Origin of the sequence: Paraburkholderia guartelaensis (assembly GCF_004353905.1) — a bacterium.
Taxonomy (GTDB): Bacteria; Pseudomonadota; Gammaproteobacteria; order Burkholderiales; family Burkholderiaceae; genus Paraburkholderia; species Paraburkholderia guartelaensis.
Window position 1 is genome coordinate 13767 of record NZ_SMOD01000044.1, and the last position, 14878, is coordinate 28644.

18 protein-coding genes and 1 pseudogene are annotated in these 14878 nt (G+C 62.5%); 11 read left to right on the forward strand and 8 right to left on the reverse strand.

Annotated features, from left to right (window positions below; translation table 11 throughout):
* Nucleotides 1-21: 21 nt before the first annotated feature.
* On the forward strand, nucleotides 22-258 hold the full coding sequence (locus E1N52_RS35660; protein ID WP_133188681.1) for a type II toxin-antitoxin system ParD family antitoxin: 237 nt from the start codon (nucleotides 22-24) through the stop codon (nucleotides 256-258).
* Entirely contained in the window at nucleotides 255-593 is a 339-nt protein-coding gene (locus E1N52_RS35665; protein WP_133188683.1) for a type II toxin-antitoxin system RelE/ParE family toxin, read from the forward strand. The genes E1N52_RS35660 and E1N52_RS35665 overlap by 4 nt, the downstream gene beginning before the upstream one ends.
* Before the next feature lie 1292 nt (nucleotides 594-1885).
* Here E1N52_RS35665 and E1N52_RS35670 read toward each other — a convergent pair.
* A complete protein-coding gene (locus E1N52_RS35670; protein ID WP_133188685.1) occupies nucleotides 1886-3130 on the reverse strand; it encodes a DUF2252 family protein in 1245 nt (414 codons plus the stop codon).
* Between the two features lie 157 nt (nucleotides 3131-3287).
* Here E1N52_RS35670 and E1N52_RS35675 point away from each other — a divergent pair.
* A pseudogene (locus tag E1N52_RS35675) lies at nucleotides 3288-3819 on the forward strand (hemerythrin domain-containing protein).
* Nucleotides 3820-3992: 173 nt separating this feature from the next.
* A complete protein-coding gene (locus E1N52_RS35680) occupies nucleotides 3993-4493 on the forward strand; it encodes a DUF421 domain-containing protein (RefSeq protein WP_133188687.1) in 501 nt (166 codons plus the stop codon).
* 67 nt (nucleotides 4494-4560) lie between these two features.
* On the opposite strand, the gene E1N52_RS44330 is transcribed toward E1N52_RS35680, so the two are convergent.
* The 3 genes from E1N52_RS44330 to E1N52_RS35690 all read right to left on the reverse strand — a co-directional run bounded on the left by E1N52_RS44330 (nucleotide 4561) and on the right by E1N52_RS35690 (nucleotide 5792).
* The gene (locus E1N52_RS44330; RefSeq protein WP_165979520.1) at nucleotides 4561-4839 is read right to left on the reverse strand and encodes a response regulator; all 279 of its coding nucleotides are present in this window, start codon (nucleotides 4837-4839) and stop codon (nucleotides 4561-4563) included.
* Nucleotides 4776-5195: a hypothetical protein gene (locus tag E1N52_RS44335; RefSeq protein WP_165979516.1), complete on the reverse strand. Its 420-nt coding sequence runs from the start codon at nucleotides 5193-5195 to the stop codon at nucleotides 4776-4778. The genes E1N52_RS44330 and E1N52_RS44335 overlap by 64 nt, the downstream gene beginning before the upstream one ends.
* Before the next feature lie 336 nt (nucleotides 5196-5531).
* On the reverse strand, nucleotides 5532-5792 hold the full coding sequence (locus E1N52_RS35690) for a hypothetical protein (protein ID WP_133188691.1): 261 nt from the start codon (nucleotides 5790-5792) through the stop codon (nucleotides 5532-5534).
* Between the two features lie 118 nt (nucleotides 5793-5910).
* On the opposite strand from E1N52_RS35690, the gene E1N52_RS44340 reads away from it, so the two are divergent.
* The 4 genes from E1N52_RS44340 (at nucleotide 5911) to E1N52_RS35705 (ending at nucleotide 7779) form a co-directional block, all read left to right on the forward strand.
* Nucleotides 5911-6054, forward strand: a complete 144-nt coding sequence (locus E1N52_RS44340; protein WP_165979521.1) for a hypothetical protein — start codon at nucleotides 5911-5913, stop codon at nucleotides 6052-6054.
* A 356-nt stretch (nucleotides 6055-6410) separates the two neighbouring features.
* Nucleotides 6411-6701, forward strand: coding sequence for a hypothetical protein (locus E1N52_RS35695; RefSeq protein ID WP_133188693.1), 291 nt, complete (start codon nucleotides 6411-6413; stop codon nucleotides 6699-6701).
* Between the two features lie 156 nt (nucleotides 6702-6857).
* Complete coding sequence (locus E1N52_RS35700) at nucleotides 6858-7190, forward strand: uracil-DNA glycosylase family protein (RefSeq protein ID WP_133188695.1); 333 nt, start codon at nucleotides 6858-6860, stop codon at nucleotides 7188-7190.
* 7 nt (nucleotides 7191-7197) lie between these two features.
* Nucleotides 7198-7779, forward strand: a complete 582-nt coding sequence (locus tag E1N52_RS35705; RefSeq protein ID WP_133188697.1) for a pyridoxamine 5'-phosphate oxidase family protein — start codon at nucleotides 7198-7200, stop codon at nucleotides 7777-7779.
* Nucleotides 7780-7835: 56 nt separating this feature from the next.
* Here E1N52_RS35705 and E1N52_RS44345 read toward each other — a convergent pair whose 3' ends face one another.
* Together E1N52_RS44345 and E1N52_RS44350 are read right to left on the reverse strand one after the other, a co-directional pair.
* A complete protein-coding gene (locus E1N52_RS44345; protein WP_165979522.1) occupies nucleotides 7836-8030 on the reverse strand; it encodes a hypothetical protein in 195 nt (64 codons plus the stop codon).
* Nucleotides 8031-8131: 101 nt separating this feature from the next.
* A complete protein-coding gene (locus E1N52_RS44350) occupies nucleotides 8132-8425 on the reverse strand; it encodes a DUF2934 domain-containing protein (protein WP_165979523.1) in 294 nt (97 codons plus the stop codon).
* Nucleotides 8426-8580: 155 nt separating this feature from the next.
* On the opposite strand from E1N52_RS44350, the gene phaP reads away from it, so the two are divergent.
* Nucleotides 8581-9084: a TIGR01841 family phasin gene (gene phaP, locus E1N52_RS35715; RefSeq protein WP_133188699.1), complete on the forward strand. Its 504-nt coding sequence runs from the start codon at nucleotides 8581-8583 to the stop codon at nucleotides 9082-9084.
* Nucleotides 9085-9361: 277 nt separating this feature from the next.
* On the opposite strand, the gene E1N52_RS35720 is transcribed toward phaP, so the two are convergent.
* Nucleotides 9362-11212 carry an ABC transporter ATP-binding protein gene (locus tag E1N52_RS35720; protein ID WP_133188701.1) on the reverse strand — a complete coding sequence of 617 codons (1851 nt, stop codon included), beginning with the start codon at nucleotides 11210-11212 and terminating at the stop codon, nucleotides 9362-9364.
* 58 nt (nucleotides 11213-11270) lie between these two features.
* Nucleotides 11271-11651, reverse strand: coding sequence for a hypothetical protein (locus E1N52_RS35725; protein WP_133188703.1), 381 nt, complete (start codon nucleotides 11649-11651; stop codon nucleotides 11271-11273).
* Nucleotides 11652-12005: 354 nt separating this feature from the next.
* On the opposite strand from E1N52_RS35725, the gene E1N52_RS35730 reads away from it, so the two are divergent.
* Complete coding sequence (locus E1N52_RS35730) at nucleotides 12006-12881, forward strand: hypothetical protein (RefSeq protein WP_133188705.1); 876 nt, start codon at nucleotides 12006-12008, stop codon at nucleotides 12879-12881.
* A gap of 1176 nt (nucleotides 12882-14057) precedes the next feature.
* On the forward strand, nucleotides 14058-14558 hold the full coding sequence (locus E1N52_RS35740) for a DUF421 domain-containing protein (RefSeq protein WP_133188707.1): 501 nt from the start codon (nucleotides 14058-14060) through the stop codon (nucleotides 14556-14558).
* The last annotated feature ends 320 nt before the right edge of the window (nucleotides 14559-14878 follow it).

The window sequence follows — 14878 nt, forward strand, 5'->3', positions numbered from 1 at the left end:
AAGCATGATAGACTGATCTGCATGGGCACCATGAACATTTCCCTCCCCGATTCGCTGAAGGAATACGTCGACGAGCAGGTCGGCCAGTGCGGCTACGGCACGAGCAGCGAATACGTCCGCGAACTGATCCGCAAGGATCAGGATCGCAAGCGCCTGCGCGGAATTATCCTGCAGGGGGCGGCGTCGGGCCTCGCGGATCCGGTCGATTCCGACTACTTCGAATCGCTGCGCGCCCGCGTGCGCACGTCGCGCAAATGACGGCAAAGCCCGTCATACCGACGAGGCTGGCCAGGGGGGACGTGGAAGACGAGCTGACCTTCTATCTCGTAGACGAAGGCTCGGAACACGCAGCACTCGGGTTCATCGCGGAGATCGAGCAGGCGTACGCTCATCTCGCTAAACACCCTAACATTGGATCTCCTCGTTACGCGTACGAGTTGGACATACCAGGCCTGCGATCGTGGCCACTTGATCGCTACCCGCATGTGATCTTTTACGTTGAGCGCACGGATCACGTCGAAGTCTGGCGCGTGCTTAACGGCAAGCGCGATATCCCGTCGTGGCTGTTGAACGATGACAGCGAGATTCACTGACGCTTTCTGGACGGTCATGCTGTCGAAGACACGTGTTTATGGCCGTATCCTTTTCTCCATTTTGTTCGTTACTCGCGCAACGTTCGCGGTGCGGTGGCTTCGGTCCGGTGGATGGCGCTTCACCAATCTGACGTACCCGTTCGCGCTTCAGAGGTCGGTCACTGGGCCAGCCGTGCCGCAGTGACCGTTGCTGCCCGGCCCTGCACCATGATGTACTGAAACATCTTCCTGCTTCGCTCGCGGGCGGCTTCGATAACGGTATCGAGCGTGTACTCACCCCTGGCGAGTTTCGGCACAACCCCGCAACGCGGAAAGACCACGGCCAGTGCGTTCGCCGCTATCCGTAAATTTCAGTTTAATTGATACGTAAACACGGCGCACTAGACGACCGTAACCACTTAGGATGACCAACAATCAGCCTGTCCCATGCATGCTCAACGGTCAGGCCATCGCCGGACTACTTAGGTCTTTTCTCCCCATCGTTGTTAATGCAGTGAATGGCGGATACGCCGAGGGAGTCTACCGTGAACGTCCAGACCACGCACCGGCGGGCTGTTTCAGACCCGCGTCCTTTTACACATTTCCCGATTAAAATTGCGGCGCAAATAATGGCAGCCGCGCTGTGTCTCACTGCGGGTTGTGTTTTCGCTGCCTGCGAAAAAGAGGCCGCGGCAATGTGCTCACAAGGTGATCCGCGGTGCCTTGATGGCGCAGCGAAATCGGTTGAGCAAGCAGCCGACGATTGCAAAACTCCGGAAGGGCGAATTCAAAGTGCCTCCTTGTGGCAGGCAACGCCAGGCTTCTTCGACAACGCACCGCACGAGCACGCGTTCTGGCGATGCGTGACACGGCAATGCGACACGCCCCAGGCACCCGGGAAATAAAGTCGAGTCTGGATCTTCGATTGCATTGGCGAAGTCCCTCGTGAGTGTCCGTGTGCTGCTTCGGTGGGCAGGCGTGTGCCCTGGGAAATAGCCGCCCTGACGGCAGGCCGGCTCTCGCGCACTCCCAAAAAATAGGGGAGGCCGGCGGGCTATGTTCGGTCCTATCCCGGTTCTCGGCACCCGTGGCTTATATCACGGGTGCTGGGGTTAGCACACCTGTCTGCGCAGAGGTTCAGGATAACCGTTGTCTGACCGTGGATATCCTATATGGAGTGGCCTCAAGAAATGGACCTTTTCTTACGCCAAGCGCTCCGCGGGGTCGAATGGATGCCCCTTCGTGCTGATCTACCTTTGAAGTCGCCTTGAATCCATCAGAAGACCTCGTTCAGGGCGTCTCCCTCCCGTCGGTCATTCGAGCTGGCCGACGGGCCTCTCCAACGCATAACGCCGACAGTGCTCGAGATATTCTGCTTCGTGCGCAACCATCAGTTCAACGATGCTGCGCCACAGCCACGACGGAGCGTCGAGCGACTTGGGCCGGTTTCCCCGAAGCTCCTTGAGCCAGCTCCTGCGGGCCGAAGCGTCCAACTGGCGGGCGTGCGCCTGACCAACGATGAGGGCCAGGAATTGTGCCGCCTTCATCGCATCCGCCTCCGTCAGGCGTTCGGCATCGAACTTCAGGTCCTGCGGCAGCAGTTCGCGCACAACGACCGCGCAGCCGTCAAGCCGCACTGCACTCATGCGGTTGCCAAGTAGTGGCGCCACGTGCCGCGCGCCTTCCACCACGCGTCGGGCGTTGTCGCGCGGCATGCGATGTCCTCCGTATCGTGGCGCAGCCGCGGCAGCGGCTTCCTTGATATCGACGAGACAGGGCGGGCCGCCCCCAGAGCATGCGCCATCGATGTCCAGCAACACCGCGAAGCGGCGCCGGCCGAGCGAGCTGCAGCCCTTGACCCAGTATGCCGCGTCGAGGACATCAACCGTCACGTCGCCGCTCCCCGCCGGGCTCAGCGCGGCGCGGATAAGCTCGGCCGCGTCGGACTCGAAGAGCGCGCGGATCGCCTTCCGTTCGTCTGTTGATAGCGGCCAGAAGCGCTTGCCGAGCGGGATGCGGGATTTGGTGTCGTGGATATTCTGCCGCTCGAGCTGTTGCCACGACCGGTGGAGCGCCTCTTTCATGGCAATCCGGACGACTGCAGGGCGTTGCGCGCTTCTCGTCTCATCGCTGCGGGCGTCGTCAAACGCCTGTTCATAGCCGTTCATGAGTGCTTCCGCCATGCGGCTGGTGATCACGCCGGGGAGATCGGAACTACGCGCTGCGGTCGCGAGGGACAGCCCCAAACGGATCAGGTCGTGCACCGGATTCCCGATCACGCTCTGGTCGAGATCACGGATCTGGATCGCCACATCACCGGCGGCGTCTGCGACCGGGCCAAGGTTACCGAGATGACAATCACCGCAAATCCACACGGCCGGGCCTTGCGGTAAGGTTTCCGCGCTTCGGCTGTCGAGCCACGCGTAAAAGCGGGTTGCGCTGCCGCGCACGTAAGCGTGTGCGGACCGCGCCATTTTTTCGTTGCGCTTTGCGGCGAGCACGGGCTGCCTCTGGTCTGGAGCCGGAACGCGCCCGGATTTTCGGGATTTTTCTGCCACGATGGGTCCCCTCTGTCGCCTGCATGCGCTCGGTTCATCGTCAGAAGCGCAAACCATGCCCGCTCCCTCGCATTGGCGGCGCGGCGTTGGCCAACACCAGGCGCGCGGTTTGCTCATTCATGCAGGCCCGTATTCAACTTCAACGCAAGGAGGAATCCTGGCCAGTGCCCACGACAGGCAACGTAGTCAGACGGGCCAGGGCGAGGCCCCAGGTGCGCCGGCAACCGACGCGATCACGCTGCTCGAGTCCGACCATCGCGCGGTTGAGAAGCTGTTTGCAGCGTTCGAAGAGGCTGCCGGGGATGACCTCGCCGCAAAAGGTGCCCTCGTAAGACAGGCCTGCGAGGCCTTGACGATCCACGCGATGATCGAGGAGGAACTGCCCGGACGCGCACAAAGCGCTGTCCGGAGACTCCCAGCAGGACGTCGACGAGGCGTACGTGGAACATTTCCTCTTGAAGACGCTGATCGGGAAGTTCGCGATACTCAAGCCCGGTGCCGACGGGTTTGACGCCGCCATCCGGGTGATGACCGAGAGCGTACGACACCATGTCAAGGAGGAGGAGTCCGAACTGTTCCCGGCCTTGTGCGGGTCCGGGCTTGATCTGGCCAGCCTCGGGCAACGGCTTGCGGAGCGCAAAGCCCAGTTGCTGGAGAAACTGTCGGACGCCTCGGATGAGCGGACATGACAACACCGCCCCGGTCAGCGCCCCCTGAGGGGTAAGTCGAGACGCTTTCCCGCAGCAGGCCGGTTGCGCAATGCCGCCGAACCGATGCGAGTTCTCGGGCTCCGGGCCGGTTTTCGCAATGAGGACTCCAGGGGACCTGTTCGGCGCATAACGGCCCGTACATGGAGGGCGAGATGGATGCGATCGCGACGCTGTTCGGCGAGGGAAAGGATCTGAACGCGCTGCAGATGGGCATGCGGGCGCTGGTCGTATTTGCGATTGCCCTGGTATTCGTACGTATATCGGGCCGGCGTTCGTTCGGCCAGCGTTCGGCTTTCGACTATGTTGTCGCCATATTGCTGGGCGCGACCTTGAGCCGCGCGGTCGTGGGTGCATCGCCATTCATTTCTACGGTCGTGGCTTCGGGCGTGATTGTGCTGCTTCATCGTTTGCTGGCGTGGGCCTGCATGTACAGCCGGGCGCTCGAACGGCTGGTCGTGGGTATCGAGCGGGAGGTTTTCAGGGACGGACAGTTCAACCAGCGGGAAATGGCGAAAGCACTCCTGACCGCGACGGATATCGAGGAAAGCGTGCGGCAGACGCTCGGGGCGCGGACGATGTCAGACGTTGCCGCCGCCATTCTTGAGCGGAGCGGCGAGGTAAGCATCATCAGCAAGGAAAGCCCGCATTCGTAGCGTCCCCGAACAGCATTGCCGGCGGCGGGAGGTGCTCGCCTTACGGGCCCTGCTGTTTGAATCAATCTTATCGGGCGTCTTTCTCTGCATATCGGGAAGCGCCGATCCCACGCAACAGTTCAATCAGCATGTCCGGGTCCACCCGCTTGACCAGATGGCGGCTGAAGTCGGTTTCAGCAGATCGCGACATATCTTCGACGCTTCCGAACCCTGTCAGGGCGAAGAGTACCAGAGGATGCTTTGGTGACAATGCCTGAAGTTCCCTCGCGACGTCGAGGCCGTTCATCCCGGGCAGACCGATATCGAGGAGGATGACGTCAGGCGAGCTTTCGGCTGCGGTCCGCAACCCGCTGGGTCCGTCATCTGCCGTCCCGAACCCGCTGCATCGAGGCCTGCACGAGTCTTCGGGTTGAGCGCACGGCGCTCGCCGCGAAGCTGGAGGCGATCGACATCGAGAAGGCCGAAGCGATCCGCGCCGAGGCAGCGCAGGACCGTGCCAGGGCCGCCCGCGCCGCCGCCCTGGCTGATCCCGGTGAGTGGCGCCCTGACCGCCTTCGGCGTGCCGCACCGCGCGCCGAACTCGTGACCGGCGTTGTCTTCGCCGCCGCACTCGAAGCCGTCGTGTGTTTCTGGTGGCTGCTGCCGCTGCGCCCCGCTGCTGTGACTGAAATCGCGCCAACCGCCGCCCAGCAAGGCGGTCATGGCGAAGTACGACCTTCAGTCACGACCGAAAGTAACACCGTCGCACCGGTCATGACACTCACGGAGCCCGTCACCGCCGCACCTGCTCCGATACTTCAGCTTCACGTCGTCGAGCAGACCGACCACGTTACCCGAGTCACAGTGGCGATCGCGGCTGGAATTCTGCGAGCGACTGTGGCTGAGATACGCCAGGTTTCTAGGCTGCTCACAGGCACGCGCTGCAGCAGTCCGAAAGCAGCTTGAACTTGCAGCTATTCAATCGACGCGCACGAAGTTTGCCAGTCACAACGGCGACGAAGTGCGCGACACCTTGGTTACGCAAGACGGGATATGGTCTCAACCGTTGTTGACGAAATCGCCGCCAGTGGCGCGGCCTTCGAGCACGTCTCTGCCGAATTGAATCAGGATGCGGCACGCCTCTTCGTGGGTCTTTGCGGGCGTTGCCCACCGCGGTGTAACCCGGGAATCCCTAACCTGATCGCTCTTGGTCCTGTCGGTGATCACGATCCAGCCGGTAAAGGTCGCTTGCTCCGGATGATTCGAGACATTCGCGTGTATCTCAATTCCCGGCTTGTACTCGGAAAGTTGGCTTTTCATCGGAGCCTCCTCTCAAGCTGAACGAAAAGCGTAGCACGCTCATCGGAGCGCGGAACCACCACTTATGTGCGTTACCGCACGAATCGCCCGCCCCTAACCATTCAATCGTGAGACGAATATGAGCAACCCAAACGCAGTGAAGCTGCGCCTGATCGCAGCCGTGGCCGAAGACATGGCGAACAAGTCGGAGCGCAATGTGATGTGGCCGGGCGATCTTCAGGACGCAATCGCACAGATCGCGAAAGCGCTCGCCGAGATCTAGCGCTGATCCCCACCACGTAGGGGCAGAGACTCAAGATGTCAGGACTTCCTTTTCGCCGCGTTGCTCCGCGAGGCGACAGCTGAGAAGCGGGTATTCTTTTGGGAGTTATGTTGATCACAATTGTGCAGGCAGAAAATATCTGCAGTCCTCATCACTCAATCCGCTATGCTATAAAATCCGCTATGCTATAAAATTGGGTACTATCTCCTACGCGAAGACCGAACTTCGTATGTCCGACTTCGTCCGCTCTGTTTTGGCTCCCCGCCTGGGTTGTAAGCTCCGCGGCACGGCGCGTGTCTGTCACGGGTACGCCACGTGCGGCTTCGCTTGTGTGACGGCTTAAAATGGGGGCGCAAATGGAAATCGAGACCACCGGGTGGTTCCCATTGGACCAATTTCCGCCGGCACGGGAAGGCTGGTACGAAGTCAAGCTCACGAGCGGTGATACGGCGTTCTGCCGGTTCGTCGACGGGCACTGGACTGAGCAGCCAGTGCTCGTATTCACGCACTGGCGAGGCCTGAATGCGGATCCGGGGATCTCGCCGGACAGCGAGCACATCGACGCGCAGGCGGCCGCCGCGCAGGGCGTACGGGCGGCGTGGAACGCGTTCTTTCCCGCGGCGGAACACACACCACCCGAGGCATGAGCCTGTCGCCTGGTCCCCTAACCACCCCGGCTAGCGATTAGGGACGCTTCCGGCGCGTGCAGCCCCCTTCATCGCGTCACGTGGCCCAAGCTCGTCAGCACCCAATGTCGGGCAGTTCAGTCGGGGATTGTCTGGGATGAGTGACATGCCACTCGCCTGGACGCTTACCGCCGTCGGCACAAGACTCCGGCGCAGCGCGGAGTCGAAGCATGCGCCTGCTGGCTGGAGGGCGAACTCGCGCAGATATGGCCGAAAATTGTCGCCGCGCTCGGCGCGACCGCGTTGCGTGCGTTGCTGCACGAACCAAAGGCGCGATTGAAGGAATACATGGAACAGAAACAGGCGGCGCATGTCGCCGGTCTGATGGTCGTCGCAACCTGGCACCCGTCGTACGTGCTGCGCGCCCCGAGCGCCGGTGCGCGCGAACGGGCGTGCGCCCAGATGGTTGCGGCGTTGCGCCGTGCGCATGCGCTCGCGGGCGAGTGCTGAGGGTGCCATGTCAAGGAACCTCGAGCAGCTCTATGCCCGCATCTGGGATTGCCTCGCTGCCGCGGTGCGCGCAGACAATCACCCTTTCAAGGTCATGCAGGCGGCGACGATCAGCCTTGATGGTGCCCCGAACGCGCGCACAGTGTTGCTTCGGAGTGCCAGTGAAACGAAGAACCTGCTCACTTTCCATACCGATCTGCGCTCGCAGAAGATTGCCGAGCTCAGCCGTGAGCCGCGCATCGCGCTCGTCGGCGTCGACACCGTTCACAACCTGCAGGTGCGCGTGTTGGGCGAAACCCGCATCATTCGCGACGGGCAAGTGCGACTTGATGCGTGGAGGTCCAGTCCCGACCGTGATCTCGTCGCCTACCGGACGCGCCTTGCGCCAGGCACTCCCATGCGCAACGTGGGTGATGAGCTTGACGAAACGCACGTTCCTGGTCCGGGCGAAGGTCTCAAGCATTTCGGCGTCGTCGAGCTGCGCCCTGCGCGCCTGGAATGGCTAGACCTTTCGGCAGCGGATTGTCACCAACGCGCGCTGTATGTTCGTCAAGGTGACATCTGGGTCTACAGCTGGATCGCACCCTGATCACGCATAGGATGCCGTTTTGGACGCATTCCAGCGAGTGGCCCAACGCGCAGAAGTCATTTCGTGACAAATGCATCCTTGCTCAGATGGCGCGCCGCTGCCAACTTCGCCGGCTCAGTCTGGAGTAAGCGGTCGGACCGGGCCAGAATATTCACGCGGCGCTCGCGTTCGTCGACGATATCGAATTGTGGCGACACGCTGGGTTCGGCAAACACCGGCATCTGCTGCGCGCGACGCAACCGCGCCGGCATCCGGCTCCTCTGTAGTGACGCTGGTGGAATTCCGCCGCGTTTTCGGTCAATGTCCGTCCCAATGCACGCTGCGCGTCGTCCCTCGTGGCGCTCCGAACACGCTATTGCGAACCAGACTCTCCCGCGCGGTCTGGCTTTTCCGCAAAAATCTCTGCCTTCGCCCTATGCCAGTACTCGTCGGTGTGGTCCTCGGGAGATCCCGCTTCCTCCCACAACTCGTACGCACGCCGCCGGATGCGCTCTTCCCGGTCACTCTCCTCAGGCGTCGTTTCTATCCTCGTCGCACCGCCAATCGCCGGTGGATCGCTGGCCGGAAAGGTCCCCTCGACAGCGTTGTCGATTTTGGTTTCCGACTCTTGAGCCGCGCTTTTTTGTTCCGTCGCCTTCGTCGCCATGTGAGCCTCCGTTGCAGTGGTCAACCGCAGCGCAAGCGGTGCTCCGCTTAGCGGGGTCGCGGGAACGGACGTTGCGGCAGTGCAGCACATAGATGCCGCAACCGTAACTGTGTCGAAGCGCAAAGCAGCGACGACGAACCGCAAAGGAGTCGACCATGACCGAAAGCACCATCGTGTTGCCCCACTCCGCATGGGGCAAAGAACCCTCCCAGACGCCCTGGCTCACAGCCGAAATGAGCGATCTGGCGCAGATCTGTGTGGGAACGGCGCAGCGCATCGCCGAACTCAACAGCCGCGCGATCGATACGACGATCAACGAACAACGGGCGGTATCCCTTGAAACTGCCAACGAGCGATCACCGTTCGGCGCGTGGCGCCTGCAGGCGAGCTTCGCGCTTGCAGGCACGGCGAAAGCCGCCGCATACTGGCGGCACGTCAACGAGATCATGGTGGACGCTGTGGTTGACGCGGTGAACGAGGCCGAGGGCTGCCTGAACAGGAATTTCATGGCGCTGAGCGCTGCGCTGGGGGACGCCGCAACCGATGTCAGCTCAATAGTCCGGGCGAGCGGCCCACCGGTCGCGTCGGGCGCAAAGGAAAATGAAGTCCGGATCCTCGACCCGCGCGGGGATGCCGTGGCGTCGCGCCGTTCCGAATAAGTCGTTAAAAACGAGTTCCATGCTGGCCGGATGAACACCGAAACTCTTTCACGCTTCGCCCACCAGGATTACACGTGTGGCCACACCCCTGCTTTGCCGCGCGCGGTCAGCGTGGCGCGAACTTGGCCGGATCCGGCGCGCATAGGAAATCTTTCACGCGCCGGGCCGTGCACTCAACGCCTTCGCTCCAGCGCAATCGCACACGGCGGCTGCCGCACTCCGCTGTCGCATACGCCCGCAATCGCGGTGGTCAGCGCCGCTACGGCACGTCGCCTGTTTAGCTGTCTACGATCCGCGCGGTTCTGCCGGCGTCGCGCCGCTCGCGGCGAAGCAGCACATCGCGATAGATGCCCGCGCGGCGCGCGAGGTCCCCGGGCGCGCCATCGTCCACTAACCTCCCGCGCTGGATGACGACGATGCGATCGAAGTTTTGCAGTGTCGGAAGACGATGAGCGATAGCCACGACCGTACGCCCCTTCATGAGCTTGTCCAGCGCAGCCTGGACCACCGCTTCGGACGCGCTGTCGAGCGCTGAGGTCGCCTCGTCGAGCAACAGGATCGGGGCATCTTTCAGGAAGGCGCGGGCTATCGCAATACGTTGTCGTTGGCCGCCGGAAAGGCGCGCGCCACGGTCACCGACCACGGTGTGCAAACCATCCGGCAACGAACGGATCAAGTCGAGGCAGCCTGCGTGCTCGCAGGCCTGCAACACCTCTTTTTCCGTCGCCTCAGGGCGCCCGTAGCGCAGGTTATCGAGCAGCGAGCGGTTGAAGAGCGAAATATCCTGTGGCACGACACTCACCGCCTCGTGCAGGCTCTTCAGGCTCACGTCCGGCAAGCGCTGACCCGAGATGCATACCGCGCCCGCGCCGGGCGGAGGGTCGAACCAGCGAAGCAGCAGCGCGAGCACGGTGCTTTTCCCGGCACCGGACGGCCCAACCAGACCCACGCGCTGTCCAGCGTCGATATGAAGGCTGAAGTGATCCAGCACGCGACGTCGGCCGGGATATGAGAACGAGATATCCTCGAAATCGATATTCGCGTCGCGAACCTCCAGGTTGGGCACCCCCATCCTTTGCTCCATTTCCCGCGGCACGAGCAGGAATTGCGCGGCTTCGGCTAACCGCGCGACATGCTGGGTCATGTCCACCAGCGCCACGGCAAGGTCACGCGTGCCATGCAGAATGGCGAAGCCAAGCGAGCTCACCAGCACGACGTCCCCGGTGGTGGCACGTTCCCCGGACCAGAGCCAGACAACCCAGCCTAGCAGTAAACAGGACAGCACAACCGTCATCACGGCGTGGACCAGCCTGAGCTTTTCGAGGTGACGCAATGAGGACTGGCGCGAGCGGATTTCGTTATCGAGAAAGTTGCCGAAGCGCAGGCATTCGCGTGCCGTTGCATCAAAGGCCTTGATCGTGGGCATATTGCCGAGCAGGTCGACCAGCTCTCCGTCTACGGAGGCGGCCCGCGAAGCAAAATGCAGATGGCGCTCACTGCCTTTCCTCGCGAGCCAGAAGAGAAACGCCGTCATGAAAGCCGAAATGACGACGAGCGCGAACGCCATCCCTATGCTCACCCAGCCGATGAGCACGACAGATCCGACCACCGTGAGGAACGTTGGAATCGCGCTCCATGCCGACGTGTTTTCAATGGTGAAGATGGCATTGGCGGTCGCCGAGATCCGGCTTGCCAGCGTTCCCGGCTGCGCGTTCGAAAAGTAGGTGGGCGAATGCCCAATGAGATATCCAAAGAGTTCGCGCCGCGCGTCTCCCGTTACTGCGACGAAGGTTCGCACTCCGGCAAGACCTGCGAGACGCCAGAAGAGGTTATCCGCGAACAGAAGCGCGACGATGACGAAGAACGCATCCAGCACGCGAGCGGGATGCGCGTGACCGGTGGGTAATGTATCGATGAGGTCCCTGATCGCGAACTGTGCCCCGAGCGCACAGCCCACAGCCGCGGTGAGGCTGGCGACGACGAGGGCGTGGCCATACGGGTGTGCCCAAACGTAGCGCATGAGAAGGCGCACGGGCTTGTTCGCATACTGGCCAAGCGCCTTCGCGCGCCGCCCGCGAGTATCGAACCGGCGGCCGCCGTCTGCCCTGTCTGCATCTGTAGTGACCATGGGAGCGCCCCCCGCTTGCCGCCCATGCGGGAACTCGCACGGATCGTTCCCATTACGCCTAGCCGAACCACAAGGCGCAAAACTGCCGCATCACTCTGGCATTTATGGCGGCCGTCGTAAAGCGCGCGGCCTTGTGTTCCCACGCAATGTGGACGACACCTGTCTGCGCGAGCACCTCGGCCATGAGCGCCACGCCGTCGTCTTTCGAATGCGCCGTTTCGTACTTCACGTGAGCGCTCTCGCGCAACAACCCGGCGAGCTGCTCGACCATCTGCATCGAGCGTTTGCTCTTGCTGTCTGGCTCCACTGCCGGTGGCGAACACCGCTGCGGGCCGCAACCGCCCGTTGCGCTCGTGCCGGGACGCCGAAAACATTCGCGCGAGCGCACCGGCGCGCTGCCAGCCTCGCACTGCAAGGCTGTCTTCGTCGGGCTGACCATGGGCGTCCACGCCGCCGCCCGGCACGGCGCTGGGCTTCTCCGCGTGCCGGAAAAAAGAATGCGGTGCGGTCCCAACTGCGTCCTCCAGAAGGAGTCGGCGGGTTTTCGCACTTCGCCAATACTGTTCCCGCGGTTGCCCTCCTCCCCCAGTCTCCGACGTTCGCGCGTGCGGCACGCTTCGTGCTGTGTCGCGTTTGACCCGCCTGCCACTGCGTGGCTTCGCATGCAGGGTCCCAACCGAAACGAGGGTGAGCCATGGATGAGATCGATCGACCGGGAAGTGATGTCGCTGCAGCGCGCGCTGCAGAGCCGGCCTATGGACGCCCACGCTCGGCCGTTTCCTGGAGCGCTGTCGTGGCGGGTGCCGTGGGCATGGCGGCCTTCGCCCTCATTCTGCTTATGCTCGGCACGGGCCTCGGGCTTTCGTCGCTCTCGCCCTGGCCTGGAAGTGGCGCGCACGCAAAGACTTTCGGCGTGGCGGCCGTCATCTGGATTTGCGTGACGCAGGTGATGTCTGCTGGTCTTGGCGGCTATCTCGCGGGGCGGTTGCGTCGGCACTGGCCCGGTATTGGCACAGACGAGACCCACTTCCGCGACACCGCACATGGCTTTCTCGCCTGGGCGCTCGCCACGCTCCTTTCGGCCATCTTGTTCACCTCGGCCATGTCCGGGCTGGCCCGAGAGGGCGTGAGTACGGGCGCACAGAACGCTGCGCACGCCGCGAGCGGGCCGACCGCGCTCAATCGCGGCAACGCCCCAGCCGCATACGGCACCTGGCCCATGGGCTATCTGATCGACGGCATGCTACGTCCGGTTGCGGACGCCGCCGCGTCCGGCGCGTGGGGTGCCTCGGGTGCTTCGAGTTCGGTGAATACTTTGCATGCCGAACAGGTCCTCGAGACCGCGCAGCAGAAGCAGGAAATCGCGCGAATTTTCCTCAACAGTCTGCCTGCGGGCGGGGCGCTTTCCGCCGAGGACACCGAGTACGTAGCGCGCATCGTGGCCGAAAAAACCGGGCTCGCCCCGGCAGTTGCACGCGTACGCGTCACGACCACGTGGTCGCGCTTGCAGGAAAAGTTCAATGCCGAGGAGACCGCGGCGCGCGCAGCCGTCGACGCGGTTCGCAAGGCCACCATCCGCGTCACGTTGTGGCTCTTCATTGCGCTGCTCATGGGTGCCTTCTCCGCCAGCCTCATGGCTACGATCGGCGGCAGGATGCGCGAATTTTGACGGCGCGGCAATCCCGACTACCTTCGATCTGAGAGGAGGCAAACATGCGCTCAATTCTTCTTTTTCTGCTTGGCGTTCCGATTCCGATCATCATTCTTATCGCGCTGTTTTGGCATTGACCCGCACACGCAAGTCCGTATCCGGGCATGGCGGCTGCGCACTCTTGCTAGCGTTCCTGAGCGTGAAATCCAGAACGGTCAGCTGCGCTCCGTGGGCCAACATCAAGCGGCTAGTCATGCAACCTTCAAGGCCGGCATCCGCCCAGAACGAAGCCCGGTTGAATCCGGGCGACGAAGGTCACCGGGATGCACCGGGTGTAGGCGAGGATCTGTGCGGCGCCTGCCACGGAACCGGACTCGTGGAGGGCAAGTGCTGTGCCGTGTGCGGCGGCACACGGAAGGTCATGTTGGAATCGGCGGCGGCTGAGCCACTTCCTGCGCGACGCACCCCGGCCAGAATGGGCCTATATCGTGGGCGGCATGAGTGAGGCCATCGGTCCTCGGCGCGCGCGCAGTCTCGACATCGAACGCATCACGCAATGGATCGGCGCGCTTTACCCACAGGTGCCCTCGCGGTGCGTCTTCGTCGGCTCGTCAAACGGCGCCATGATTCATCACGCTCGAACTCCATGCCATACCGTTCTCGCGGCTGTTTGGCGTCGAGCCTTCCGCAGACACGCTGCACGTTTTCTGAATGCCGGACCGGAGTTCGAGGAGATCGACATGGCGCTCTTTTCGCACGGTACGCAGAGCATCAGACTCGCGCCGATTACTCGCTGGCGATCGCTGCTGGAGCGAGCAACGGTCGGGGCGCTTCGCGGGCGTCGATACGGCTCGTTTTCCGTGCGACTTCGCTACCTTCGAACGATACGGGCGCGCGTTCGCGCACTTGCACTCGCGGCTCGGGGTCCCGTCTCCACTCGAAACCACGCACTTCGAAACGTTCCTGTCCGAGTGTGGCACACCCTTCGGCGTCCAATGCAAGGAGCGTATGCTCACTACGCACGCCACATCCTGAAGCACCACCTCACCGATCCGTTTTCGTCGTCTCGGGATTTTCATCAGCGTTCCTGAGCGACGGCGGCACATTCCGACCGGAATGACGGAAGCGTCCCTGGATCAATCCAGGAGTCTCGGACCAGCAGTTAGAGACTCAACAAGCCGATGGGAGAGAATCATGGATGTTCTCGTTGCGCTGTTCGGCGCCGGAAAGGAACTCGATTCGCTGCAGATGGCATTGCGCGCACGCCTTACGTTCGTTTGCACACTTGCACTCATCCGCATATCTGGCAGACGCTCGTTTGGCCAGCGTTCGCCTTTTGACTACGTGGTCGCGATTCTGCTCGGCGCGACACTCAGCCGCTTCATTGTCGGCGCCTCGCCCGCGGTAGCAACCTTTGCGGCGTCGCTGGTGCTCGTACTCATGCATCGGGCGCTCGGATGGCTGTGTGTGCGCTACCGATGGCTGGAAACGCTGGTGGTCGGTGTTGAAAGGGAGCTCTACCGCGACGGCACGTTCAACCGCGCGCAGATGTCCGCTGCCCTCATCACGCGCGCGGACGTACTTGAGACGGTCCGAAAGGAACTCCATGCGACGCAACTAGAGGACGTCGAGGCGGCCTTTCTCGAGCGTAAGGGTGAAGTCAGCCTGATTCGCAGACAATCTGCAAGCCCGTAGCCGAGACACCTCCGCTATCGCGCCACGCGTGGGTTCTCGCGGCACCCGCCGCCGACGCGTTTGAGAGCGATTCGAGCGCTTGCTCCCCGTGAGGAATACAGCAACACAGAATTCCTGCGTGCCCGCGCCGACGCGCTTACTGGGTACCGCGACGGCGCGATTCACCGGCCGCCCTCAAATGAGGTCGCGTTTGTTGCCGCCTTTGCGAAAATGGCCCTATTTTCCGTCTACGTCGCACGCCTGCATTTGACATGTAGCGGTTTGAATTCCTAACTGTTCAAATGCCTGGTCCGGAAGCGCAGCAGTCTGGATTCCTGACT